This window comes from Paenibacillus sp. LS1, assembly GCF_026013365.1.
GTDB lineage: Bacteria > Bacillota > Bacilli > Paenibacillales > Paenibacillaceae > Paenibacillus.
Genome location: NZ_JAPDOE010000015.1, coordinates 84,556 through 109,856, shown reverse-complemented (window position 1 = coordinate 109,856; position 25,301 = coordinate 84,556). Strand labels below are relative to the sequence as shown.

Below are 25,301 nucleotides of genomic sequence, written 5' to 3'. Positions count from 1 at the left end.
TAATATTAAGGCCCGTTGGTCAAGGGGTTAAGACACCTCCCTTTCACGGAGGTAACAGGGGTTCGAATCCCCTACGGGTCATAATAACTTCAAAAAAAGAAGTTGATTTTTACAACAAGATTATGGTATGATCATAAATGTGTTGTTCGGAGGCTTAGCTCAGCTGGGAGAGCATCTGCCTTACAAGCAGAGGGTCGGGGGTTCGATCCCCTCAGCCTCCACCATATAACTTTTATAACGACGCGGGGTGGAGCAGCCCGGTAGCTCGTCGGGCTCATAACCCGAAGGCCGCAGGTTCAAATCCTGCCCCCGCAATTATACTTTCCTTTGAGAAAGTGACTTGGAACCGTGGTGTAGTTGGCCTAACATGCCTGCCTGTCACGCAGGAGATCGCGGGTTCGAATCCCGTCGGTTCCGCCATTTAATCTTTACATGAGGCAAACTGTTCACTACATCTGCTGTATGGCACTGATGCCCTATATAAAGTGTAAGGAAATGAGATTAGACTTTATTATGGCTCGGTAGCTCAGTCGGTAGAGCAGAGGACTGAAAATCCTCGTGTCGGCGGTTCGATTCCGTCCCGAGCCACCATTTTCAAAACAATTTAATATGCCGGTGTAGCTCAACTGGTAGAGCAACTGACTTGTAATCAGTAGGTTGGGGGTTCAAGTCCTCTCGCCGGCACCATGTAATCCTGGAGGATTAGCGAAGTGGCCAAACGCATCAGACTGTAAATCTGCTCCCGTACGGGTTCGGTGGTTCGAATCCATCATCCTCCACCAGTTTTTAGGGGCATAGTTTAAAGGTAGAACAACGGTCTCCAAAACCGTTGGTGTGGGTTCAATTCCTGCTGCCCCTGCCAATTAATTTTTTAGAAACATAACCTTTTGTGGCGGTCGTGGCGAAGTGGTTAACGCACCGGTTTGTGGATCCGGCATTCGGGGGTTCAATTCCCCTCGATCGCCCCTTTGTTTTTTCATTTTTTATTGGGGATTAGCCAAGCGGTAAGGCAACGGACTTTGACTCCGTCATGCATAGGTTCAAATCCTATATCCCCAGCCATTATGCGGACGTGGCTCAGCGGTAGAGCATCGCCTTGCCAAGGCGAGGGTCGCGGGTTCGATTCCCGTCGTCCGCTCCAAAATATGGCGCCATAGCCAAGTGGTAAGGCACAGCTCTGCAAAAGCTTTATCCCCAGTTCGAATCTGGGTGGCGCCTCCAGTATATGCCGGCGTGGCGGAATGGCAGACGCGCTCGACTCAAAATCGAGTGGGAAACCGTGGAGGTTCGAGTCCTCTCGCCGGTATATTGAATAGCCCTACAGATTGCATAAGCAATCTGTAGGGCTATTTTTATTTTATGACGGATTGTCAAACCAAGTGCGACAGTTCTTCTGCGAAAGATTCGTGAGCGGTCTTCCAACCCAAGCATTTTCGTGGTCTGTGATTTATTAGGTCGAGTGAATGAGCGAGATCATCATCATATACCCTCGCGAGATCGGTACCTTTAGGGAAAAACTCTCGAAGTAATCCATTCGCATTCTCGTTGGAACCGCGTTGCCAGGATGAATACGGATCGGCAAAATAAACGTGTAGGTTATGGGTGGCTTCCAGATGGGCGTAGCATGCAAATTCCTTGCCTCGGTCAGCCGTGGCTGTGAGGAAGGTTCCCGTGGGATACTGTGAGATCGCTACACCGAGCGCAATCTCCATCGACAAAGCGGTGCGATCAGGCATGAGAACAGCGTTATATAGACGTGTCTTGCGTTCAATCAACGTCGCTACGCAGCCTTTACTTCTCCCACGACCCGATACAACGGTATCCAACTCCCAGTGCCCAAATGTTTCACGGGAACGGACTTCTTTTGGGCGATCTGAAATCGTCCTTCCAATGGCGAATTTGCCGCGCGTTTCTGCGGGTTTCTGACGCTTCCCCTTATGCCGAAGAACCTGTAATATGCCTCGAACCAGGCGCCCTGAATAGATCCAGCGATAGATGGTTTTGAAAGAGACTGCATGCCGCCCTTCGATACGGAAACGTTCGGTGATTTGTTCCGGAGACCACGTTGCCTCCAATTTTTCCTCCAGTGAAGCAGCCAAGGCATCGGACCAACTCCCTGGAGAGACCGAAGCCTTACGACGCTCCTCATAAGCATGCTGAGCTTGTTCTGCCTGATACGGATGTGATGAAGTCACCCGATCTAACTCACGACAAATCGTCGATGGATGCCTACCCAGTTCTTTCGCAATGGCTCTTGAGCTTCTACCTTGTCTGTGGAGGACTTCTAGCTTGCTACGTTCAATTATGCTAAGATGTCTGTAGCTCATGGTTGGATTCTCCTTGTGTGAATGGTGTTGTGGTGACTTCATTCTACACGAATCCGGCCATGGGCCATTTTTTATTTATTTCCAGTAGGTGTCGCACTTCATATTACAATTCGTCTTATAAGAAATGATTTTGAATAGTAAGGAAAGCTGTACTTAATAAAAGATTGACGTATGTTTACAATAAGTATATTGTAGATAAGTAAAGTCTTTAATATAGAGGAGTGAAGCAGAGTGACTAATGAAAAAAATCTATCGGATACCGATCTGTTATTTAACCTTTCTGTGTGGGAAGAGGCATGGAAGAATCGTCCGAGAAGTTCAAAATATAAGAAAAAAAGCGCACCATTTAATACAGAAGAAGCATTTGAGCGGTGGGCCAGAGATTATCATGCACAGTCGTTCACTGAAGAAGGAAAGCAGCGTTCTGAGCGTATTATGGGCTGGATTGAGAACCAGGGGGTTGAGTTCGCGGGTTTATCCATTTTGGACATTGGAGCCGCTTCAGGCATATTCACTATTCCTTTTGCAGAAAAGGGGGCAAGTGTAACCGCAGTTGAGCCTTCTGAGTTACTTGTCTCCCTTATGAAAGAAACCATACCTTCAGCTCTGGAATCCAATATCGAAATCGTAAATGAACGATATGAGGAAATCTCTATTCAGGATAAAGGCTGGGAGAAGAAATATGACTTTGCATTTGCATCCATGTGTCCGGCGATGTCGGATTGGGAAACGATTGAGATGGCGATCAACTGTGCTCGTAAGTATGTGTATATAAGCACTATGGCGGGACAAAAGGAACACACATTAATGGATGAACTTAAGGATGTACTGGGTGTAACTTCTTCATATAAGGCTGGTGATATGGGATATATTCAACAGTTGCTGTATTTGAAGGGTTATTCATACACCATGATCATTACGAGAGAAGTTAACTCATTTGAAGTACCAATGGAAGAGATTATTGAGAAGCTGCCAGAGTGGCTTAATACGTATGAGCTACCAACAGATGAAGCTTCCCTCAGACTGGCTGAGAAGTACATCCGGGATACATACAAGGAGAGTACGGTGACCTTCTCACGCGGAGCAAGGTTTGGTAAAATTCTGATTCAACTGGAACAGCCGAATATGAAAACAGTCCTCACCAAAGATAAGCGATAAATCGTATAAGCTTGTTACTCTTGTTCTATGGATGATCAGGAAACGAGGGGACAACGTAGCCTTATGTCTGAGATGGCACAAGCTAGCATCATACCCCCGCGCAAAAAGAAACACATGTGAAACATATGAAGTTAGGATTGCAGAAGTGAAGTTGTAAGTGAAGGGGGAGCAGGTTATGTGCTCCCTCTTTTTTGAAGACACTAATTCATCGACCACTTTGAACCAAACCCTCGTTTATTTAGAGATGTTCGAGATAACGGAAAACAAACACATACCTAGTTTTCAGAGAATGATCTCTTAAGCATATTCCCTGATATTTCAGTTGGTAGAGCACTCGACGGTTAATCGAGTTGTCACAGGTCCGAGTCTTGTTCGGGGAGCCATATGGAGAGGTATCCGAGCTGGCCGAAGGAGTACGACTTACAATCGTGCTCCTTTTCTACTTCCTATTGGATACTTCTGTTTTCTGCTTACGTTCCCGGTACTGGCCTGGGGTGATTCCTTCCCATTTACGAAATGATCGGATGAAATTTTGCGGATTGTTGTACCGAAGTCGTGCTGCGATATCTTTTACCGTCAGATCACTTTCGTCCAGCCATTTTTTAGCGATGTTGAAACGGTACTTGGTCAGGTATTCACTAAATGCACAGCCTGTCTCTTTGCGAAAAACACTGCTTAAGTAGTTGGCATTGTAGTGAAGCTTCATAGCACATTCTTCAAGCGTCAGATCCTTATCATAATCTTGATGAATCATGGCAATCATTTTCTCAGATATATGTTGATACTGGGCATACTGTCTCGCTTTAAAAACCCGGATGATAGGCAAGATGACTTGATGGTTAAACCAATCCTCAACTTCAGCCGCGTACTGCAAACCATGAAGTTCATGAAACATTGATCCATGGCCTTGGGAGATCTGTCCGAGTCGTATTCCGGATTCCTGAGTCATTTGCAAAATATGCGTCAGCAGCCTCGTGAGGGCTACCTGATATTCCTCTGGTGTACACTCCATACCAAAGATCACTTCGAGCAGTTGTTGCAGAAGAGCAGAGGCCTGAACTTCCTCCGCACTTTGAATAGCTTGGATCAACGAATATTCCAAAGATTCCGGGTAGGTCATGGACCAAGCGGGAGCGCAATGATCGATGTTCTCATATTGAAAGATGATGCCTGTCCCCAACTTCATCCGATGCTTCAATGCTTCCATGGCTTCTGTGTAAGCCTGGGGGATCTGATATAGGGAGTTGTGCGGCTGGCTGAAGCCTATACTGACCTGAAGAGTTAGAATCTTATCAATCTGTTGTTGTAACTGATCTGTTAATACATATAGCTGCTGTGAAAAAACAAAATGATCCTGTTCAACGGTGCCAAACACCGTGACTACTGTATGTTCCAACACAACCGGAAGCAGTTGTTGGTTATGCACAACCGTCTCCTCCAATATATTTTGAATAGCGAACAACAAAAGGTCACGATCATTAGCAGTATACTTTGTATGATTAACGAGATCGGCCTGAATTGTAATAACAGCAATTTGTTGCCATTCATTGACCTGACGCGTATAGCCGTATTCATTCAGAGTATCAGGAAGAGTATGAAAAGGGCTCTTTCCCTGGAACAGATTCATCATAAAATGAGTGCGAATCTGCAACAGATGCATATTTAGCGTGTTCTCCAGTTGAGAGCGAGAGGCAGATAATTGTGAGACACTTGCTCTAATCTGTTCGAATTCATCATGTAGCTGTGGTGATTGCTGAGCGAGAGTACTCCCCTCTTTGGACAGGCGGTTGTCACCAAGTTGGGTTAAAAGTGTACGGATCGGAATATGCATTCGTTTGGAGCCGAACCATGCGAGCAGTAATGAAAGCAAAAGCAACAAGATACTGATATACAAGGTGTGTAATCCGATATCGATATATTCCTGTGTCAGAATGTTGGTAGGTGAGATTAAAACATAAGTCCATCCTTTTAAGGTAGAAGGGCTGTACGTCAGGGAATAATGTGTATCGGCGATCTTAACTTCTCGTTTTTCAAAACCTGTTGAAAATGTAATGGGTGATAGTTTGGTTATGTTGGCTTCTGTATCCCGATCCTGTAATCCAATGGCAGACAATGGTTGTCCAATATATACGGGATCGGGATGCACCAAGATACGTTGTTCCCGATTCAAAATGATCAGTCCAGAGGCAGCATTGCCTATGGAGGCTTCTCCTAGTGTATTTTGCAAAGAGCATGCAGGAATTCCCGCAATCAGGGCAGCATCGGAAGACGTATTCAGATTCGGAATAGATCTCGCAAGGGCAATATGATAAATACAGCCTGTACCGGGTGAACGCTCATCATTACTGAACACCGATGATGGGGAGAGTTGCCATCCAGAGGTTAACGTATCTGATATCAAATCCTTCATGGGAAGAGCCAGTGGGAAATCTGTATTACGATATAATCCGGCATGGTCAATAAGCCAATTCTGAGATTGATTCACCAACGTGATATCCAGCAAAGGTTCCCACGACCTCATATTCTGAAACTCGCTTTGCAGCTTATCGGCAAGTAATGGTCCTTTTCCTTGACGTGAAGAAGAAGCAGACAAGGAACGAAGGGTTACTGGAGATCGAATGGCCTGATCAAGCATATAACTGACAGTAGCGAGTTTGTGTTCTACGTTGGATTGCATTTGTTCCAGCAACTGCCTGTTGGCTTGTGTACGATGCAGTTCAGTTTGGTTCGACGAATAGATAAATGCAGCAATTCCTGTTAACAAAATGGGGAGAGTGCTTAACAGGATCCCGAAGATAATCATTTTATGGAGATAGCTGATGGGTCGCACAGTTTCAGTTCCACTCCTGACATTAGAAATAGTAACACTTTCTATTTTAGTAAACGCTTACATATAGAACAATCTAAATTTTGTTTATTTGGATAAAAAAGTAATTTTATGTTGAGGTAAAAGAGGGTGGAACTGGATTATCGATATGTAATGCTTTTGTTATGAAAAGCTGGAATGCGGCTTCGATTGATTATCCTAAACGGAATCATGAGAAACGAAAGTGAAGAGTGAACGTAAATAGAGACATGAACCTCATTCTCTCTAACGTGCCATATCGGGTGAAGCGGAGCCTGAATAAGGGTAATAGAAGGTATCCGGAGTGCTATTCAGCTTAGAGGGAACGATGGTCTTATATAGGGACAGTCAAAGGTCCAACTAGATCCCCGACCTGAGTCTAGGATGAAAAACCGTCCACGGTCTGTTTTGAAAAGTCGTGGAATCCCCTAGAATAAGGACATAAGGTTAAACAAGAAACACGGAAACAAAAAACAAGAAATAAACGTACAAATGACTCAACACATTAAAACGAACGTATGGAAAGGGCGGTGAACAACAATTATGAGATTGAATAAGGGAAATGGCTGGGCGATTGTATTGATTGCGCTGGGTGCACTACTCCTCTTCGGAAAGTTAACTCCTCTTCTTGGACACTTAATGGGTTATCTGATTCCGGTCCTGATGATTGCACTTGGATACTACGGAGTTAAACGAGGGAATGTGATGCTTGGCTGGATTGTTCTCATCATCGGTATCATCTCACTGATGGGTAAGCTGGCATGGTTGATCGGACCGATCATCGCGATCGGGTTAATCATCTTTGGTATCTCAATGCTAAACAATAACCGCAGTCGTCGTGGTCGTTACTAAGCTTTCACGATTATGAAAAGGAGGGACAGAACATAATGAGTGTATTTCGTCGAATGCGGGATATTACCGTAGCCAATCTGAACGAACATTTGGAGCAAAGTCAGGATCCAGTTAAACTGATTGATCAGTTCCTGGTCTCGACCCGCCAAGACATCGGTGAAGCCGAGAAGCTTCGTCATCAATATGCAAGCCATACCAGACAAATGAAACAACAAGCCGATCAGGCAGCAGGTATGGTGAACAAACGGGAAGAACAGGCTTCCATGGCTCTGAAAGCAGGGGAAGAGCATCTCGCTAAGCTGGCCTTGCAGGAGAAAATCCTCCACGAGGAAAAAATGGAACAGTACAATGAATTGTATGCACAAAGTTATGCGGCATTACAGGAGCTGGATGAACAGATCGACCAGCTGAAGGTTGAATATCAGAATGTATACAGCAAACGCCAATATTACTACGCTCGTATGCAGACGATTCAGTTACAACAACGTATGAACCAGAGAGGCAATCACAACGGTCAGAATGTACCGCGTATGTTTAACCGACTGGATGACCAAGTCTCTGATCTCGAATATGAAGCACAAAGTCTCCGGGATATCCGGCGGATGGGCCAAGATGGTTCAGGAGTGACTGGCAGCATGTCATCCTCCACGCTGGATAAGGAGCTGGAGCGCTTAAGACAGAAATTGAACAATGACAGAAAGGAGTAGTCACATGATGAATAAATTATACCGCTCGGCGCGTAATCGAAGGCTAACAGGTTTGATCGGCGGCATTTCTGAAAATCTCGGATTGAGTACCACGCTGCTACGTATCATCTTCTTCATCAGTATTTTCGCTACGGGAGGTACATCATTGTTGATCTACTTCATCGCTGCGTTGGTGGTACCCAAGGAATCCAATCACGTTGATCCATATGCTTATGATTCCAACGTAAGAGGATACAAGTAAACGAAAGGAGAAAGCACATGAGCAAATTATACCGCTCAACGCGTGACCGGATGTTAACCGGCTTGTGCGGCGGAATTTCCGAAACCATCGGAATGGATTCCACCCTGCTGCGTATCATCTTCGTCATCAGTATCTTCGTAACTGGCGGCACGTCGTTGTTAATATACTTCATTGCAGCACTGGTGGTACCAAAAGAACCGTATCCGCCATATGATCCATATGGCTACGGTCCGGGCCCAGGTCCTGGTCCTGGCAGAGGATACAACAACTATGATCACCAGCCACCAAGAGGTCCTTTTCAAAATAATCACAACCAACAAGGTCCTGGTAACTTCGGTCCCGGCCCTGGATTCAACGGCAGACCTCAATCTGGTCCGCGTTCTTATGACAACAATGCCTACGGAGCAGGAGCACCGCAAGAAAGTGAACTTGATTCCATGATGAAAGATATTGAGAAAAAAGCACTGAAAAAAGAAGTTGAAGAGCTTCGCCAAAAATTATCTCGTTACGAGAAGGGAGAAAAGTAAAATGGGAGTATTTAAACGGATTAAGGATATGACGAAAGCATCGGTAAATGATATGTTGGATAAAGTAGAGGACCCGATTGTAATGTTGAACCAGTACTTGCGTGATATGGAGGCTGAGATTCATGAGGCAGAGGTAACTGTTGCCAAACAAATGGCGAATGAGCGCCGCATGAAACAACGTCTGGATGAAGCGGAGCGTACTTCGGTACAACGTGAATCCCAAGCAGAAGCTGCTCTGGCCAACGGTCAGGAAGAAGTGGCACGCAAATTGCTGGAAGAGAAAATCTACTTTGATCAAAAAATTACGGAGTACAGCGAATTGCATGCACAGTCTGAAGCACAAGCGAAAGATCTGTTGCAACAGTTGCATGACATGAAAGATGAGTTCTACAAAATGCGTAACAAACGTAATGAACTCGTATCCCGTGCACAAATGGCAAAAGCCAAAAAACAAATGTCTTCCATCAACAGCTTGCATTCGATCGAAAGTGGCGGCGCATCATTAGGATTCCACCGCATGGAAGAGAAAATCATGCAACTGGAAGCTGAAGCTGACGTAGCTCGTGCACCTTATCGCAACACATCATCCACGTACACGAATCCTGTAGATGTGGAAAAGCAATTCAAAGTAGACCAGCAGTTGCAAGCCCTCAAAAACAAAATGGGCAGTGGTTCCAAGAATGAAGCGAGCGGAACTTCAAAAGAATAACTGTTCGCTCGGTGGACAATATGATATTCTATAAATCGTGTATAATGTACGGTTAGTAGAACAAAAGTTAAGCCATACAGGACTTTATTGCCTGGTATGGCTTTTCCGTTGATTAAAGAGAAGATTAACTTACAGAGGAGGTGCGGCGGGGATGAATAAAAAGAGTAAGTGGCTTGCAGTTGTTATTATTTTCATTGGTGCAATGATGTTATTGAATCAGAATATTAACTTGCTGACCGCTGCCGCACTGATTCTGTTAACGGTTGGAATGCTTCAAGTCCGCAATGGGGATACTCGCAAAGGTTATCGATATCTTGGCATTGGTGCGGCACTGTTATTGCTGGATAATTTGATGATTGTATTCTTGATTGTACTGGCTTCTTTAGCTTACTTTTATTCTAAAAACAAAAAGATTCATCTGGACGAAGGCGTCATGAAGAAACAGAATTTCATGGCTCGGTACTACTGGGATCAATCATCCTGGACGTTACGCAGTATGAGCCTGTGGCATGCCATGGGTGAGGTTAACGCAGATCTGTCGCTCTCGATCCCTGAGGAGAAACAAACGATTGTGCTGCTGCAAGGGGTTATGGGGAATGTTCGCCTGACACTACCGGAGGATTATGGTGTGGAGATTGAAGCATCGGTTCTTTTCGGCCGGATTAATCTTCTTGGAGAACAAGATAGCGGCATGATGAACAAATTAGTATGGAGAACTCCTGGATATGAGTCCAGTGAACATAAAGCAAAATTTGTCATTTCTTATATTGTTGGCGACCTAAGCATCAGTAATCCGTAGTAAAATAGATGAAGAGAAGGAGGAGACCCCGATGAAGACAAAACGACATACCGATATGGTAACCCGAAGTATGGGTGAAGGGATCCTCCTGGTTTTCATTGTGCTCGCTGTTATTTTGTATGTATTGTATACATATGGTTATCTTGCTCCGTTTGCTGGCTGGCGGCATCTGATTCAATCGGGTCTGGCTCTATTGCTGCTCCTGACTGGGATTGGTGCGGTCTTTGGGTTCTATCAGAGTTACCGGGTCAAGCGCAGGCTTGAACTGCTGCGGGAAACGCTCCTGCAGTGGGAGAAGGGTTCTCTGTCACGTACTGTACCTGATCTGGGTGTAGATGATGTTGGTCGCTTGAGTGAGCAACTCGGACGAATCGGCAAAAAGTGGGAAGATCAGGTATCCTCGCTCCAGCGATTGTCTACCCATAATGCACAGCTTGCCGAACAAGCCAGAATTACGGCTATTGTGGAAGAGCGGCAGAGGCTGGCACGAGAACTGCATGATGCGGTATCCCAGCAATTGTTTGCGATATCCATGACAGCAACGGCCGTTGGACGGAAGATGGAGAAGGATTTTGAACGTGCTCAGCGGCAGGTGGCTCTAATTGAGGAAATGGCCTCGGTAGCACAGTCCGAGATGCGTGCGTTACTGTTACATCTGCGGCCAGTCTATCTGGAGGGTAAACATCTCGAACAAGGTCTGCGTGATCTGGTGATGGAACTGAAAACGAAAGTACCCATGGACATTGTACTCGAAATAGACGAAGACATTGACCTGATCAAAGGCATCGAGAATCATCTGTTCCGGATCGTTCAGGAGGCTATGTCTAATACGTTACGGCATGCGAAAGCTGAGAAAATGGAGATACGGCTCCAGCGCCGTACAGATGCGATTCGGGTACTGATTCGTGATGATGGGCAAGGCTTCGATCTGGATGAGAATAAACAGGCTTCCTACGGTCTGGCTAACATGCGTGAACGTGTTACAGAGATTGGCGGGGCCATACAATTTGTAACAGCGCCAGGTAAGGGGACGCGGATTGAGATTACGATACCTTTGATGAGCGATGAAAGCGAGGAAGAACATGTCAATGGAACCGGAAGTCGAAACGGAGACGGAAACGTCGATCAAAGTATTGCTCGTGGATGATCATGAGATGGTACGTATTGGTCTAGCTGCAGTACTGGATACCGAAGATGGAATTGAAGTTGTTGGTGAAGCAGGTAGTGGAGAGGAAGGCATTCGGCTTGCACAGGAATATAAGCCTGATGTGGTTCTGATGGACTTGGTCATGGAAGGCATGGATGGCATTGAGGCTACTCGTCAGGTACTCAAAATGTATCCGGAGTGCAAAGTCATCGTATTGACCAGTTATCTGGATGATGAAAAAATGTACCCTGTCATTGAAGCTGGCGCATTCAGTTATCTGTTAAAAACATCAAGAGCCAATGAAGTGGCAGATGCAATTCGCGCAGCCGCTCGCGGACAATCCGTTCTGGAGTCACAGGTGGCTTCCAAAATGATGAATCGATTCCGGCAGCCACAGGCAGCAGCTCCTTTGCATGATGAATTGACGGATCGGGAAATGGATGTACTCCGATTGCTGGCTAAAGGCAAATCGAATCAGGACATTGCTGATGATCTGATCATTGGTATCAAGACAGTCAAGTTTCATGTTACAAACTTACTCGCAAAATTGGGTGTAGACGACCGAACACAGGCCGCGATCTATGCTTATAAAAACGGACTCGCAGAGTAAGAAGAATCATATGCAATATCATAATCAAGCCAAAGAACCGTGCTTTCATGTGCGGAAGTTATAGATAAGAGATGATTTATATATAAGTGCATGTTCAAAAAGGTCGGTTTTCAGTACCAAGAAGATGGGATAAAGCTAGAAATGGAGTAGCGGAGCGTAGATCGAGCTACGTGAGCAACGGACATTTCGGCTGAATTCCATATTCGATGTTGAGGATGCCGCTAGGCACCCTTCGTAATCAAAAGCGGACTTTTTGAACAACCTCTATAAGTATGAATGGAAAGCTCTGATCTGCCATGCAAGTGGTGGGTGGGGCTTTTTTTGCTGTGTTTAGAAGAAGTATAGCAAATATGCGAAAGGGGCATGCTGTTGATAGATTCATAGAATGCAAGAAAGAAGCGGGGGATTCAAATGTTAAATCGTTGGATGACAGCAGGTATCTTGGCAATAGCTATCATAATTCTTATTGGTGTGACACAGGTATACGCAGAGAAGAACGAATCGAAAGCAGCTCAACTGGAACAGTTAATCGACACTGCTGACAGCGTGATTGATAATGTGGATCGTATGGTGATTAAATGGCAAGGAGAAGGCAAGGGAGATGCACAAGCGCAGGCCGTGTTACTGGCTGGTCACTTAGGGCTGGAACAACCGGTACGGGTACGCCAGGCAGGTCATGATGTGTACCGCAGTGAAGTGGTTGTCGACATGGCTAATGGAGGTGTAGGCTTGTTGGTCAATGTCGTCGATACAGGTGACAATGGTTACTATGCCATCGTACAAATTTCAGGGGATGCACACACGGATCGGAATACATTAATGACATTACATGAACAGGTCGATCAGCTGCTTGTAGACTCAGGGATGAAGGCAAGTTGGAATATGTCTGTACAAGGTATGGCAGCTAATGCTACTGGATTTGATGCGAGTCAGCAGTTAGCACTCATCGAGAAAGACCTGTCCAAAAATGTGGATCTTGCCTCCGTTGAACTTTATATAGATGTAGCCAGTGCTAGTGTTTCTTATGAGGCATCTGACCTGCCATTGTCGATTAAGAGTGGCTCGCACATGTTGAATATGCAGCTCGCAGTTCACCAGGTTGGTGAACAAGGGAACAATCGAATCACGGTAGGTTTCCCCGTTATAACTATTGAGTATTGAGGGATGGATTTTCTAAGAATATGGACGGAATGTTGAGAATCTTTATCAGAAAAATGAGTGTGAAATAGTGCATCCGTTCAGTTGATATGCTAAAATGGCATCACATCCAAGAAGGAACTTGCTGGTAATTGACGGTTGTATGTCGTGCATATATAACACCATTACATAGCTCGGGGAGAGCGTGAAGCTTATCTTCCCGGAAGAAAGAGGAGCCCATGGTCGAAAAACAATCGCAAGATGAAGTACAGACACCAGGCGCAGTATTTTTCATTTTTGGAGCAACGGGAGATTTGGCCCGCCGGAAGCTGTTTCCGGCCATCTACAGTCTTTACCGCGAAGGCAAGCTTGCCGAAGACTTTGCGGTTATTGGCGTAGCTCGTCGTCCGAGGTCCCCAGAAGAATTCCGGGAAGACATCTATGAATCCATTAAAGAATTCTGCCGCTATCCAGCGGGGGAACCTGATGAGTGGAACGCTTTTGTCGATCATTTTGAATACAAAGCACTGGATATCAATAATGTGGAAGGGTTTAAAGAGCTGCGTGCGCAGACGGAGAATCTGGAAGCGAAGTTTAACACGCCGGGTAATCGGTTGTTCTATCTGGCGCTGGCACCGGAGTTGTTTGGCAGTGTCTCGTACAGTTTGCGGGACGGCGGTATGCTGGAAAGTCAGGGCTGGAACCGATTGGTGATTGAAAAACCATTTGGTTATGATCTGCAATCCGCCGAACATCTGAATGAACAGATTCGTGAAGTGTTCCGTGAAGAGGAAATCTATCGGATTGACCATTATCTGGGCAAGGAAATGGTGCAAAATATCGAAGTGATTCGCTTTGGGAATGCTTTTTTCGAACCGCTCTGGAACAACAAACATATTGCCAACGTTCAGATTACGCTGGGTGAGACGGTAGGCGTGGAAGAACGTGGCGGTTATTATGATCACTCTGGCGCACTGCGTGACATGGGGCAAAACCATATGCTTCAGATGCTGACGATGATTGCGATGGAGCCACCGAGTCGCCTATTTCCGGAGGATATTCGGGATGAAAAGGTGAAGGTATTACGTTCATTGCGGGCATTCACTTCGGATGAAGAAGTAAGCAATAACGTTGTGCGAGGACAGTATTCCGAAGGGGAGTACCGAGGCAAGCAGCTTCCCGGTTACCGTCAGGAAGACAAGGTTGACCCGGATTCGAATACGGAGACGTATTTTGCCGCACGTGTATTCGTGGATAATTTCCGCTGGGCGGGTGTGCCATTCTACATTCGGACAGGCAAGCGTCTTCCGGTGAAAACGACCGAGATCGTAGTTGAGTTCAAGTCGATGCCAAACAACGTATACCTTGGAAAAAAGTATAAATTGGAACCGAATCTGCTGGTCATTCGGGTGAATCCGATGGAAGGCATATATATCAAAATTAATGCCAAGAAACCAGGCTCAGATTCCGAGATTCAGCCGCTCGCGATGGATTTCTGTCAGAGCTGCATGATTGGAATCAACTCACCTGAAGCGTATGAACGTTTGCTGCACGATGCAGCAGAAGGGGATTCTACGTACTTTACCCGTTGGGATGAAGTGGCGACAGCCTGGTCTTTTGTGGATCGAATTGCAGCAGCCTGGGGACAGAATCAGGGAGAGCTTAATCCGTATCCGGCTGGAACCTGGGGGCCAGAAGCGACAGATAAGCTGCTGGAGCAGGATGGATTCCACTGGTGGCCGGTGAATGGTCAGGACGAAGACCGTGTGATCTGGCAAGTCAACAATTAATGTAATTCATTCATAAGATGGATTGATGATTAAAGAGGCTTGGAAAGAACGCGGATGAAGCGAACTTTCCGGGCTTCTTTTGCTGTGAAAAGATTGGGGAATGCGACTGGAGAAATATATTTAAATTAAGTTATTGACAAAAAGTAAGTATATAACTTATACTCAACACAAGAGATAAAGAGTTACGCAAATGACCAACTTAACCCGATGAACTTTTCGGATAAGTGCACGATTCATGAGATGAAATGTGAAACAGGTGAAGGGGTTTCAAAACGATATCATGGAGAAAAAAAATTAGCATAATATCTTTAATCTAAGAATACTATTTTGTATATATTGAATGGAGGAAAAGAAAATGATGTTGGATTTAGGGTTGTTGTTGATTCGTTTGGTGATTGGATTGTCGTTCATGGCGCACGGGGCACAAAAGCTGTTTGGATGGTTCGGAGGTTACGGGATCAAGGGTACTGGCGGCTGGTTTGAGTCGATGGGTATGAAACCCGGTGCATTGGTGGCGTTACTGGCTGGACTCGCTGAGTTCGGGGGCGGACTGTTGCTGGCTCTGGGTCTGCTCACACCGGTAGGTGGCATTCTAATTGCGCTGACGATGGTCATTGCCATTGTGAAAGTCCATGGAGCGAACGGATACTGGTCCACGCAGAACGGATTTGAATATAATCTCGCGATTCTCGTTGTTGGTGTAGCACTTGCCCTGACGGGTGGCGGACAATACGCGCTGGATGCATTGATTTTCTAAACTCGATAACGAGAAATGAATGAGGAGTACCTGGATGCCATGATTATGGCTGAAGGGTGCTTTTTTTTGCAAATGAAAAGAGAAGAATCTGCTGTAGTAATCGGTTATTTTCGGTACAGATTATGGTACAATAGGAGAGTTGGGTTAAGAAGCAGTTCACGGTATGCATGAAAGCACAGATTTGAGGAGGATGAACTCCATTGTAAATGTGTAAAATTAATCTAGTGTGTAAATAGCTAGTACGTAAAAACTCGTGTACAATCAACCGGCCTCGCCGGATTGCATAAAGATTGAATGATGGACCGGCCATGCCGGATTAACGTGAATGAACGGACGAAAGGGATTAAACCTATGAGCAAAGCTGCAAATGATATTCTTCAACAGGAAGTGGACAAACGCCGGACGTTTGCCATTATCTCTCACCCGGATGCGGGTAAAACTACATTAACCGAGAAACTGTTGCTGTTCGGGGGCGCGATTCGCCTTGCGGGAACGGTAAAAGCTCGGAAAGCCAGCAAGCACGCAACAAGTGACTGGATGGAAATTGAGAAACAACGGGGGATCTCGGTTACGTCTTCCGTTATGCAATTTGATTATCTGGATCACCGCGTCAACATTCTGGATACACCGGGTCACCAGGATTTCAGTGAAGATACGTATCGTACACTGACGGCTGCCGATAGCGCGGTAATGTTGATTGACGTGGCAAAAGGTGTCGAGGCACAAACGATCAAGTTGTTCCAGGTGTGTGCGAAGCGTGGCATTCCAATCTTTACGTTCATCAACAAACTCGACCGTGAGGGTAAAAGTCCATTCGACCTGATGGAAGAACTTGAAAATGTACTGGGTATTCGTTCGGTTCCAATGAACTGGCCTATTGGTACAGGTCGCGAGCTGTGTGGTGTCTATGATCGGATGAAAAATCAGGTGGAGTTGTTCCAAGGGGACGATCACTCGACGATTAAAGTACAAAAGGTAGATGGATACAAAGATCCGATTATCCGTGAGATGGCTGGAGAATATCTGCATGATCAATTGTGTCAGGATCTGGAGTTACTGGATATCGCGGGCGACCAATTCGACATGGAGAAAGTTCAACGTGGCGAACTGACTCCTATTTTCTTCGGTAGTGCGATCAACAATTTCGGCGTACAGACTTTCCTGGAGAACTTCCTGGAACTGGCACCGAAGCCCGAACCACGCCGGAGTACAGTAGGCGAGATTCAGCCAACGAATGAGAAATTCAGCGGTTATGTATTCAAGATTCAGGCGAACATGAACCCGGCACACCGGGATCGTATTGCGTTCCTGCGTATTGTGTCAGGCAAGTTCCAACGTGGCATGAGTGTGAAGCATAACCGTGTCGGCAAAGAGATCAAGTTGTCACAGCCACAGCAATTCCTGGCACAAGACCGGGATATTGTAGAAGAGGCGTATGCCGGCGATATTATTGGTCTGTTCGATCCAGGTATCTTCCGGATTGGCGATTCATTGAGCCAAGGCAGCGAGGTTATCTTTGAAGAATTGCCAACGTTCTCGCCAGAGATTTTCGCTAAAGTTACCGTAAAAAATGCGTTGAAACATAAACAGTACCAAAAAGGAATTGATCAGTTGACGGAGGAAGGAACGATTCAGGTGTTCCAGACAGCAAGTTTCGACGAGACGATTCTCGGCGTAATTGGTCAACTTCAGTTCGAGGTATTTGAATACCGGATGAAAGGCGAATATGGGGTAGACGTGCAGTTGCAGCGCATGCCTTATCAGTTCGCTCGCTGGATCGTGGACGAGAATCTGGACGCAAGTAAATTCCGGATTAACTCTGCGCTTGTAAAAGATAAAAAAGGGAATTATGTAGTGCTCTTCGAAAATGAGTACGCAATGAGAACGGCTATAGATAAAAATCCTACAGCTAAATTCCTAGAGACTGCGCCTTAAGTAAAGGTAGATGTGTTGCGCGGTAATCACTAAAAGGATTAGTTGAACGTGACAAGCTCATGCGATGAGATAGAGCTTGTCAAAAAATAAGATCCCTCCGCCGATTGGCGGGGGGATCTATTGCTATACACCTTACCTGGAGGCGGGTATGATCCAGCCGAATAAGGGAAAGCTTTCTTTTGCAGACAGAACAAACGGTTTGATGGTTACCTCACCCTCCACTGCTTCGATTAGCTAAGCGGTTGGACGGGAATGGTGTGCAGATGCTCCTGCGCGATTTGAATCAGTTCTTCTTGCTTGGCAGGTTCTGTGTTCTTCCAGATCATCTCGAAAATGGCGCCAAGTCCAGGTAATGCAGCTTCCGGTCCATCTACTGAACCTTCAATCATCTCCCGGAGCTGATCATCACTCTTGTCATGAACTTTATGAACAATCGCTTCACGCAGGCTTAATGTAATGGGCATCGCAATTCCCTCCTCGTATATTCGGCTGCTCTAATACTGTTCCCTGGGAAGCGCGAGCGCATTCAAGTTTATCAGGCTTTGTGGTATACTACGAAGGATTATTTACGTTAGCATGGGTATCCGTAATGATGTGTCATGCTGAAGTGCAGCGGGAGGTTAAGACCCTAATGGCCAAGAAACAATATGCCGTAATTGGCATGGGACGGTTCGGATCAAGTGTTGCCAATGCACTGAGCGGTATGGGATTCGACGTGCTGGCAATTGATGCGGACGAGCAGCGGACTCAGGAAATGTCCAATGTGGTGACCCATGCGGTATCGGCAGATTCAACAGATGAAGAAGCGCTGCGTGCGCTGGGCATACGGAATTTCGACGTTGTCGTTGTGGCGATTGGTGAAGATATTCAGGCGAGTATTCTGACAACCCTGATATTGAAAGATATGGGCGTACCGGTGCTGATCGTAAAAGCTCAAAATGAGCTTCATGGTAAGGTGCTACAGAAGATTGGCGCAGATAAAGTCATCTATCCTGAGCGGGATATGGGACTGCGCGTTGCCCATCATCTAACCTCGCCTAATATACTGGATTACATTGAGTTATCTGAGGATTACAGCATTTTGGAGATGAGAGCCTCCGAGCAAATGATCGGTAAAAACCTGATGGAATTAAACATCCGGGCACGTTTTGGTTGTAACGTGATGGCGATCCGCAGTGGGAACTCGATGAACATCTCGCCGTACGCTGAGGATCGGATCGAAGCTGGAGATGTGCTGATCATTGTGGGTCACAAGGATCATTTGACGAAAATGGAGCTTGCGTATCCGAAGTGATGGATGCAGATGGGAAGGATGGAAAGATGGATATTGTATCACCGCAAAATACACGTGTAAAAGAATGGGCGCAGCTGCTGGAGAAAAAGCATCGTACCCGTCAACATAAATATATGATTGAAGGTATTCATCTTGTACAGGAAGCATTGCGCGCTGGAGCAGATCTAGAGTGCATCGTATTCGATGGAGAGCAAGGTGTATCGATTGAATTGACAGGGCTTGAGAACCCGCTTCAGCGTGTGGAATGGGTCAGCGTATCTCCTGCGGTTATCGCCAAATGTACGGATACGATGACACCACAGCCTGTATTTGCAATTGTACGTAAAGGCAGCGAGCCACTGGAAAGCCTGATCACCGGAACGCGCGGGCTTGTCGTGGTGCTGGATGGGGTGCAGGACCCGGGTAATGTGGGAACGATTATTCGTAGTGCGGATGCAGCTGGAGCAGCTGGGGTTGTACTTGGCGCGGGCTGTGCTGATGTCTATAACCCGAAGACGATTCGTTCGACGATGGGGTCATTGTTTCATTTGCCCATTGTGGAGGGCCAATTGGAATCCTTGCTTCCTGAAGCGAAGGCTGCGGGCGTGAAGCTGGTCAGTACTTCTTTGCAGGCAGAGCACTCATGTTATAGCTATGATTTTACGCAGTCGGTATGGCTCGTAATTGGCAATGAAGGCAAGGGTATCTCGGATTCCACGGCACGCTTGGTGGATGATGCGATTACGATTCCGATGCAAGGACAGGCAGAATCGCTTAATGCGGCAATGGCGGCAACGATTCTGTTGTTTGAGGCAATGAGACAGCGGATGGTGTAACCGATACATAATTCCTGTCCAAATCTCAAATAACTGTCTCTAACTAAAATTAACTTTCCCCCAACCACCAAAGGCTGGAACCTGGTTGCCGTTTTTCTTGGGCCATTTTTCCAGTCTTTTTGTCTTTCTCTTTGAAGCACCACAGCAGGGATTTTTCATTCAAATCCCGAATAGGTGTTATAGTTTCTATTTCTTAAGCTGAAGGGCGGTTGTATAATTTGGAAATGAATAATGGAAAAGGAAACACTCACTTTAGAGAATTTATGACTTGGGCTGGGAAAAAGGGCTGGGACATAATGAGTAAATCCGGTTCACAGTTACATTTAAACAGCGGCATTACTTCAAGATATAAGGGACTTCCAGATGAATATTTAGAATTTCTAAATGTAGTTGAAAAATGCGTTGCACCGGATGAACAAACCTGGTTTATTTGTGAGGCTGAGTTCAACAATAGCATGGAGACCGCATTCCAATGGAATGAATTTGAAATGCTTAGTTTGGAGGCAGCAGAGGGTGATTCTATTTGGCAGTCAGAGATAACGGCCTGGTGGGATCATCACTTGCCGATCGTAATGTCTGTGGAGGATGGATATTCCTTCTATGCCATTGACTTAACAACCGACAGTGGAGCTATTGTCCGTGGATGTGAACCTGAATTTGAAGAGGTTGAAAAGGTATCCGATTCGTTTGGAGAATTTCTGGCATGGATGATGTCGAATTCAGATTAGCGTAGTCAGGAAAGGTTGATGTTTAGTGATGGAAGGAAATATGTGAAGTCATCACTTTCGTAAACGAAACCGGGGTAAGGCATGTTCGCCTAATGCTGATTGCCCTGATGGTTATACTTGTGGCCAGCAGCCTGACATTAGATTATTCAATGAAAGAACTTATGAAACGATATAGGAATTCTTAACTTATGATATAAAAATGGGTTTATATAGCATGATTTTATTCTCATTTAAGTATGTTTCAAGCACATTTGCTACATATAAAATAATACTTTACTGTTCGTTCTAGAAATGGTATGCTAACAGCAAGTTAGATCTAACTGTTTTTTTTTGCACAATAAAGAACGATCGTTCTCAAAACTAAAATCACACTAATCTAAACAATATGAGGGAGAGAATAAGATGAAATACACCGTAATTACAGGAGCAAGTTCAGGAATCGGATATGAAACAGCATTGGCATTTGCAGCACGGGGCAAGAACTTGATCTTGGTAGCTAGAAGATTGGATAAGCTGGAAGACCTTAAATCGACTATTCAGGGTATCGACCCTAAAGTAAATGTTATCGTTCATATAAGCGACTTGTCTGTTACCGCAGAGGCGTACACGCTGTATAACGATTTGAAGGAATATGAAATTGAGACTTGGATCAATAATGCAGGGCTTGGAGAAGGCTCGTTTATTGCTGATCAGAATTTGGATAAAGTGGAGACCATGCTGCGTGTAAACATTGAATCCTTGACCATTCTATCTACATTGTATGTGCGAGATTACGCGAATGTCGAAGGTACTCAGTTGATTAACGTCTCCTCCGCGCTCGGATATGCCATTGCTGTAGGCAGTGTTACTTATTCTGCATCCAAATACTACGTGAGTGCCTTCACAGAAGGTCTTGCCAAAGAACTGGAACTGAAAGGTGCAAAACTAAAAGCGAAGGTACTTGCACCAGCGATTACGGAAACAGAATTTGTACAAAAATCACTAGATGCTGAAGCTTTTGATTACAAAGCGAATATGCCTAAATATCACACAGCTAAAGAAATGGCAGGCTTCATGATCAATCTGTATGATCACAATGAAGTGGTCGTAGGAATTGTAGACCAGAACTATGAGTTCCAACTGACAGGCGCAATCTACCCGGTGATTTCAGAATTGAATTAATACAGCAGATTTTCAGAGAATACATCTACAAAATCTTAAATAAGAAGAGGAGCGCGTTCAATTGGAAAAGATATGGAGTAAAACGAAAATTGGCAACATGGAACTGCCCCATCGACTAGCGATGGCACCCATGACACGTAGTCGAGCGCAAGAAGATGGTACACCTGGAGAGCTGGCTGCATTGTATTATGCTCAGCGTGCAACCATGGGACTTCTGATTACGGAAGGTGCACAACCTTCTGATGATGGACAAGGTTACTTATGGTCACCTGGCATCTACACCGACAAGCATATTGAAGGATGGAAAAAGGTAACGGATGCTGTGCATGAAGCTGGTGGATATGTATACATCCAACTAATGCATGCTGGCCGCATGTCACATCCGGACAATACCCCGCATCATCGTCAACCAGTTGCTCCGTCTGCAATCGCACCGGGTGTGGAAATGTTCACGGCCACAGGGATGCAGGATATCCCCGTTCCACGGGAATTGAGTCAGGAAGATATTCAAACCACCATCGCCGATTTCCGAAAAGCAGCAGCTGCAGCGATCGAAGCAGGGGCAGATGGCGTCGAAATTCATGGAGCCAATGGCTATTTGATTAATCAGTTCTTCGGAGAAAATTCAAATACACGCACAGATGAGTATGGCGGGTCTATTGAAAATCGTGCTCGTTTCGCGATTGAAGTAACGAAAGCCATCGTGGAGGAAATAGGCGCAGAACGAACAGGCTTCCGTATTTCGCCAGGGACACCGCTGGGTGGAATTCAAGATGGTGAACAAGGTCCTGAACTCTATCGCTACCTTGTACAAGAATTGGCGCAATTGGACTTGGTTTACCTTCATGTGATGCACCTTGGAGATGAGAACCTGCTGCAAGACATTCGTTCAATCTGGCAAAATCCATTGTTGGTCAATCGGGCTGGAAGAACTTTGGAGGATCTCAGTGTAGATCTAGATCGAGGTCTTGCTGATCTGGTACCAGTTGGTGTATGGTCTTTAGCCAATCCAGATTTGGTGGAACGACTTCAACAAGGTGCTTCACTGAATGAAGCAGATCCGACAACATTTTTTGGAATGGGAAGTAAAGGTTACACGGACTATCCTACGTTGGAAGAATTAAAGTCACAAGAGGGGCAACACTAGCACAAAGCCAAGCCTGGAACATGGCGTACAACTGAACATTGCGCGCCATGTTCTTAGTCTATAAGCAAAGGAAGTGGATAAATGATGAGAGCAGTCCAAATACGGAAATACTCCAAAAAAATCCAAGTGGAAATCAATAATATTGAGATACCTCAGATTCAGAGCCATGAGGTTCTTGTCAAAGTGAAAGCTGCGGGTGTAAATCCGCTGGATATCTTGAATATGAATGGTAGTGTTCGGATGATTGCTGACTATACGTTACCTTTAACTTTAGGTAATGAACTATCTGGTGTCATTGAAGCTGTCGGTGATGATGTTTTGAATTTTAAAGTGGGTGATAAGGTTTATACCAGGTTGCCACTAAATAAAATTGGTGCTTTTGCTGAATATGCGGCTGTACATGAGGATGCTTTATCCATCATGCCTGAAAATCTGTCTTTTATCGAAGCTGCTGCAGTACCCCTTACTGCCTTGACCGCGTATCAAGCATTGCATGATGTACTCCGAGCTGAACCAAATAAAAAGCTGTTTATACCTGGAGGAACCGGTGGATTCGGTGCGATGGCTATCCCGATGGCCAAGTCCATGGGGCTAACGGTGATTACAAGCGGCAGCGAAAGAGGCAGATCACGTACATTGTCGATCGGAGCAGATCAATTCATTGATTATAAAACCGAACATTATGCTGATATCCTGTCCGATATCGATTATGTGATTGACACCTTGGGTGCGGATGAAATCAAAGCTGAACTGAGCATTTTGAAACCACAGGGGAAATTAGTTTCTTTGAAAGCGGGGCCCAATTATCGTTTTGCAGCGGACAGCCATTTTCCGATGTGGAAAAAAGCATTGTTTGGTCTCGTAGGTGCACGCCTGGATTCTTTAGCGCGTAAAAATCAAAATGAATATCGTTTTATATTCGTGCACTCCAGTGGGCGTCAATTACAAGAAATCACAGCCCTTGTAGAAAAAGAAGGAATCAAACCCTCGATCGATTCAACCTATACGTTTGATGACATTGAAAAGGCATTGATTAAAGTGTCCACGGGTCACTCCCAGGGTAAAGTCATTCTTACCTTTTAAAGGCCTAACGAGAGCATGTTATTTCAATGTTCGTTTTCTGAACAGGAGGGAAGCTAATGGCAAGAAGCAAAGAGTTCGAAGAGTCTGTTGTACTGGATAAAGCGATGAAACTTTTTTGGGAACAAGGCTATGAGAAGACGTCTATGACGGATCTGGTCAATCATATGGGAATTCATCGTAAAAGCTTGTATGACACATTTGGCGACAAACATACCTTGTTTCTAAAGTCAGTAGACCTGTATGATCGCAAAATCAGCTCCGCCCTTGCAGCAGGCGTAAAGCGTTCCAAAACGGCAACTGAAGCACTTCAGTTTATATTTTCTTCTTTAATTCATGGAGAGGAATCTCCAGCATCAGGCTGCTTTATTGTCAATTCGACGGTAGAATTAGCGGCACGGGATGACGACATGAACAACCGATCGAAGGAGATGTTTGCAAATACCGAGAAACTAATCAAGGACATCATGGTGTGGGGACAGCGAGAAAATGAATTCACTACGGAGTACAACGCCGAGGTATTGGCGGAATATCTGCATAATGTAGGCGTTGGGTTAAGGGTAATGGCCAAGACTTCGATGACCAAGGAAAAACTGCTTCGTATAGCGATGCTATCCATGGATCTCATACTGAGGTAGTCTATTTTTTTCAACATTATAGAATGTTCATTCTAATATTGACGTTCCAGATGAAGCATATTTTTTAGCAAAGAGAGGCAGGCAACAACATGAGGAAGACAGTACTCATCACAGGCGTATCGGGTGGGATCGGTAAAGAGTTAGCAGATCGGTTTGCCAAAGGTGGACATCATATTGTGCTGGTAGCACGAAGCGAGGGTAAGATACAGGATCTAGCTCAGGAGTATCAGAAAAAGTATGGTATTCAAACGACGGTTATTGCCAAAGATGTAGCGGCACCTGGGGTACCACAGGAGATTTATAATGAGCTGAAGGAAAAGGGCATTGTTGTTGACTATCTTGTCAATAATGCAGGCTTCGGTCTGTTCGGGACGTTTATGGAAACGGATCTGGAACAAGAAGTCAATATGATCGATGTGAATATAACGGCTTTAACCGTCATGACAAAACTGTTCTTGCCGGGCATGATCGAACGTGGGCACGGCGGCGTGATGAATGTGGCTTCATTGGTAGGCTTTTTCCCTGGACCGATGATGTCGGTATACTACGCAACAAAGGCGTACGTACTATCATTCACCGAGGCTTTGGAGAATGAAGTAAGCGGAACTGGCGTTACGGTGACGGCACTGTGCCCAGGCCTGACATCCACCGGGTTTGTTGATCGGTCGGGTATGGGGGTCTCGAAGATGTTGCAGGGCCCAATCATGGAAGCTGGACAGGTAGCGGAAGAAGGATATCAAGGCTTCTTGCGTGGCAAGACGTTAATTATGCCTGGAGCTCGAAATCGATTCATTGCATTTATGCCGCGCTTGTTACCACGTAAGATGATGACTCGCATGATTAGATCGTCCCAAGACAAGACAGGACATTAAATATTAAAAAAAGGAGCTGGTCGAA

Annotated in this window: 24 protein-coding genes and 14 tRNA genes; 35 read left to right on the top strand and 3 right to left on the bottom strand. The window is 45.4% G+C overall.

Annotation, left to right across the window (positions count from 1 at the left end):
- Nucleotides 1-9 precede the first annotated feature (9 nt).
- The 13 genes from OM416_RS28985 to OM416_RS28925 all read left to right on the top strand — a co-directional run bounded on the left by OM416_RS28985 (nucleotide 10) and on the right by OM416_RS28925 (nucleotide 1,306).
- Nucleotides 10-81: transfer RNA gene (locus tag OM416_RS28985), tRNA-Glu, on the top strand.
- A 67-nt stretch (nucleotides 82-148) separates the two neighbouring features.
- Nucleotides 149-224, top strand: a tRNA-Val gene (locus OM416_RS28980).
- Between the two features lie 17 nt (nucleotides 225-241).
- Nucleotides 242-315, top strand: a tRNA-Met gene (locus OM416_RS28975).
- Nucleotides 316-342: 27 nt separating this feature from the next.
- Nucleotides 343-420: transfer RNA gene (locus OM416_RS28970), tRNA-Asp, on the top strand.
- A gap of 95 nt (nucleotides 421-515) precedes the next feature.
- Nucleotides 516-591, top strand: a tRNA-Phe gene (locus OM416_RS28965).
- Between the two features lie 20 nt (nucleotides 592-611).
- Nucleotides 612-687: transfer RNA gene (locus OM416_RS28960), tRNA-Thr, on the top strand.
- Between the two features lie 9 nt (nucleotides 688-696).
- Nucleotides 697-782: transfer RNA gene (locus OM416_RS28955), tRNA-Tyr, on the top strand.
- Nucleotides 783-788: 6 nt separating this feature from the next.
- Nucleotides 789-862: transfer RNA gene (locus OM416_RS28950), tRNA-Trp, on the top strand.
- Nucleotides 863-892: 30 nt separating this feature from the next.
- Nucleotides 893-965 (top strand) — tRNA-His (locus OM416_RS28945).
- A gap of 22 nt (nucleotides 966-987) precedes the next feature.
- A tRNA-Gln gene (locus tag OM416_RS28940) sits at nucleotides 988-1,062 on the top strand.
- Nucleotides 1,063-1,066: 4 nt separating this feature from the next.
- Nucleotides 1,067-1,141: transfer RNA gene (locus tag OM416_RS28935), tRNA-Gly, on the top strand.
- Nucleotides 1,142-1,147: 6 nt separating this feature from the next.
- A tRNA-Cys gene (locus tag OM416_RS28930) sits at nucleotides 1,148-1,221 on the top strand.
- Nucleotides 1,222-1,227: 6 nt separating this feature from the next.
- Nucleotides 1,228-1,306: transfer RNA gene (locus OM416_RS28925), tRNA-Leu, on the top strand.
- Between the two features lie 64 nt (nucleotides 1,307-1,370).
- On the opposite strand, the gene OM416_RS28920 is transcribed toward OM416_RS28925, so the two are convergent.
- The gene (locus tag OM416_RS28920) at nucleotides 1,371-2,327 is read right to left on the bottom strand and encodes an IS30 family transposase (protein WP_264935295.1); all 957 of its coding nucleotides are present in this window, start codon (nucleotides 2,325-2,327) and stop codon (nucleotides 1,371-1,373) included.
- A 231-nt stretch (nucleotides 2,328-2,558) separates the two neighbouring features.
- Here OM416_RS28920 and OM416_RS28915 point away from each other — a divergent pair, with 231 nt between their 5' ends.
- Entirely contained in the window at nucleotides 2,559-3,485 is a 927-nt protein-coding gene (locus OM416_RS28915; protein ID WP_264935293.1) for a class I SAM-dependent methyltransferase, read from the top strand.
- A gap of 307 nt (nucleotides 3,486-3,792) precedes the next feature.
- A tRNA-Asn gene (locus OM416_RS28910) sits at nucleotides 3,793-3,868 on the top strand.
- A gap of 56 nt (nucleotides 3,869-3,924) precedes the next feature.
- Here OM416_RS28910 and OM416_RS28905 read toward each other — a convergent pair.
- Nucleotides 3,925-6,315, bottom strand: coding sequence for a helix-turn-helix domain-containing protein (locus OM416_RS28905; protein ID WP_264935291.1), 2,391 nt, complete (start codon nucleotides 6,313-6,315; stop codon nucleotides 3,925-3,927).
- A 558-nt stretch (nucleotides 6,316-6,873) separates the two neighbouring features.
- On the opposite strand from OM416_RS28905, the gene OM416_RS28900 reads away from it, so the two are divergent.
- The 12 genes from OM416_RS28900 (at nucleotide 6,874) to OM416_RS28845 (ending at nucleotide 17,541) form a co-directional block, all read left to right on the top strand.
- Entirely contained in the window at nucleotides 6,874-7,182 is a 309-nt protein-coding gene (locus OM416_RS28900; RefSeq protein WP_062838037.1) for a LiaF transmembrane domain-containing protein, read from the top strand.
- A gap of 35 nt (nucleotides 7,183-7,217) precedes the next feature.
- Nucleotides 7,218-7,889 (top strand): PspA/IM30 family protein, encoded by a 672-nt coding sequence (locus OM416_RS28895; RefSeq protein ID WP_062838036.1) that lies wholly within the window; start codon nucleotides 7,218-7,220, stop codon nucleotides 7,887-7,889.
- Nucleotides 7,890-7,893: 4 nt separating this feature from the next.
- Nucleotides 7,894-8,130: a PspC domain-containing protein gene (locus OM416_RS28890; RefSeq protein ID WP_235599592.1), complete on the top strand. Its 237-nt coding sequence runs from the start codon at nucleotides 7,894-7,896 to the stop codon at nucleotides 8,128-8,130.
- 17 nt (nucleotides 8,131-8,147) lie between these two features.
- Nucleotides 8,148-8,657, top strand: a complete 510-nt coding sequence (locus OM416_RS28885) for a PspC domain-containing protein (RefSeq protein ID WP_264935287.1) — start codon at nucleotides 8,148-8,150, stop codon at nucleotides 8,655-8,657.
- Nucleotide 8,658: 1 nt separating this feature from the next.
- Complete coding sequence (locus tag OM416_RS28880) at nucleotides 8,659-9,366, top strand: PspA/IM30 family protein (RefSeq protein WP_264935285.1); 708 nt, start codon at nucleotides 8,659-8,661, stop codon at nucleotides 9,364-9,366.
- Between the two features lie 151 nt (nucleotides 9,367-9,517).
- The gene (liaF, locus tag OM416_RS28875; protein ID WP_264935283.1) at nucleotides 9,518-10,165 is read left to right on the top strand and encodes a cell wall-active antibiotics response protein LiaF; all 648 of its coding nucleotides are present in this window, start codon (nucleotides 9,518-9,520) and stop codon (nucleotides 10,163-10,165) included.
- A 31-nt stretch (nucleotides 10,166-10,196) separates the two neighbouring features.
- A complete protein-coding gene (locus tag OM416_RS28870) occupies nucleotides 10,197-11,312 on the top strand; it encodes a sensor histidine kinase (RefSeq protein ID WP_264935281.1) in 1,116 nt (371 codons plus the stop codon).
- Nucleotides 11,254-11,922 carry a response regulator transcription factor gene (locus OM416_RS28865; RefSeq protein ID WP_091020933.1) on the top strand — a complete coding sequence of 223 codons (669 nt, stop codon included), beginning with the start codon at nucleotides 11,254-11,256 and terminating at the stop codon, nucleotides 11,920-11,922. The genes OM416_RS28870 and OM416_RS28865 overlap by 59 nt, the downstream gene beginning before the upstream one ends.
- Nucleotides 11,923-12,333: 411 nt before the next feature.
- Nucleotides 12,334-13,083, top strand: coding sequence for a YwmB family TATA-box binding protein (locus tag OM416_RS28860; RefSeq protein WP_264935277.1), 750 nt, complete (start codon nucleotides 12,334-12,336; stop codon nucleotides 13,081-13,083).
- 215 nt (nucleotides 13,084-13,298) lie between these two features.
- Entirely contained in the window at nucleotides 13,299-14,849 is a 1,551-nt protein-coding gene (zwf, locus tag OM416_RS28855) for a glucose-6-phosphate dehydrogenase (RefSeq protein ID WP_264935275.1), read from the top strand.
- Between the two features lie 358 nt (nucleotides 14,850-15,207).
- Nucleotides 15,208-15,606: a DoxX family protein gene (locus OM416_RS28850; protein ID WP_145325283.1), complete on the top strand. Its 399-nt coding sequence runs from the start codon at nucleotides 15,208-15,210 to the stop codon at nucleotides 15,604-15,606.
- A gap of 351 nt (nucleotides 15,607-15,957) precedes the next feature.
- A complete protein-coding gene (locus tag OM416_RS28845) occupies nucleotides 15,958-17,541 on the top strand; it encodes a peptide chain release factor 3 (protein WP_169480676.1) in 1,584 nt (527 codons plus the stop codon).
- A gap of 230 nt (nucleotides 17,542-17,771) precedes the next feature.
- Here the strand turns inward: OM416_RS28845 and sspI are convergent, their stop codons facing one another.
- A complete protein-coding gene (gene sspI, locus OM416_RS28840; protein WP_017692323.1) occupies nucleotides 17,772-18,005 on the bottom strand; it encodes a small acid-soluble spore protein SspI in 234 nt (77 codons plus the stop codon).
- A 128-nt stretch (nucleotides 18,006-18,133) separates the two neighbouring features.
- Between sspI and OM416_RS28835 the strand changes: the two genes are divergently transcribed.
- The 8 genes from OM416_RS28835 (at nucleotide 18,134) to OM416_RS28800 (ending at nucleotide 25,276) form a co-directional block, all read left to right on the top strand.
- The gene (locus tag OM416_RS28835; RefSeq protein WP_413775839.1) at nucleotides 18,134-18,835 is read left to right on the top strand and encodes a potassium channel family protein; all 702 of its coding nucleotides are present in this window, start codon (nucleotides 18,134-18,136) and stop codon (nucleotides 18,833-18,835) included.
- Nucleotides 18,836-18,861: 26 nt separating this feature from the next.
- Nucleotides 18,862-19,650: a TrmH family RNA methyltransferase gene (locus OM416_RS28830; RefSeq protein ID WP_264935269.1), complete on the top strand. Its 789-nt coding sequence runs from the start codon at nucleotides 18,862-18,864 to the stop codon at nucleotides 19,648-19,650.
- Between the two features lie 224 nt (nucleotides 19,651-19,874).
- Nucleotides 19,875-20,378, top strand: coding sequence for an SMI1/KNR4 family protein (locus tag OM416_RS28825; protein ID WP_264935305.1), 504 nt, complete (start codon nucleotides 19,875-19,877; stop codon nucleotides 20,376-20,378).
- A gap of 402 nt (nucleotides 20,379-20,780) precedes the next feature.
- A complete protein-coding gene (locus OM416_RS28820) occupies nucleotides 20,781-21,539 on the top strand; it encodes an SDR family NAD(P)-dependent oxidoreductase (protein WP_264935267.1) in 759 nt (252 codons plus the stop codon).
- 61 nt (nucleotides 21,540-21,600) lie between these two features.
- Complete coding sequence (locus tag OM416_RS28815; RefSeq protein WP_264935265.1) at nucleotides 21,601-22,686, top strand: alkene reductase; 1,086 nt, start codon at nucleotides 21,601-21,603, stop codon at nucleotides 22,684-22,686.
- Between the two features lie 84 nt (nucleotides 22,687-22,770).
- Complete coding sequence (locus OM416_RS28810; RefSeq protein WP_264935303.1) at nucleotides 22,771-23,769, top strand: NADP-dependent oxidoreductase; 999 nt, start codon at nucleotides 22,771-22,773, stop codon at nucleotides 23,767-23,769.
- Nucleotides 23,770-23,825: 56 nt separating this feature from the next.
- Nucleotides 23,826-24,404, top strand: coding sequence for a TetR/AcrR family transcriptional regulator (locus tag OM416_RS28805; protein ID WP_264935263.1), 579 nt, complete (start codon nucleotides 23,826-23,828; stop codon nucleotides 24,402-24,404).
- An 89-nt stretch (nucleotides 24,405-24,493) separates the two neighbouring features.
- The gene (locus tag OM416_RS28800; protein WP_264935260.1) at nucleotides 24,494-25,276 is read left to right on the top strand and encodes an SDR family NAD(P)-dependent oxidoreductase; all 783 of its coding nucleotides are present in this window, start codon (nucleotides 24,494-24,496) and stop codon (nucleotides 25,274-25,276) included.
- The last annotated feature ends 25 nt before the right edge of the window (nucleotides 25,277-25,301 follow it).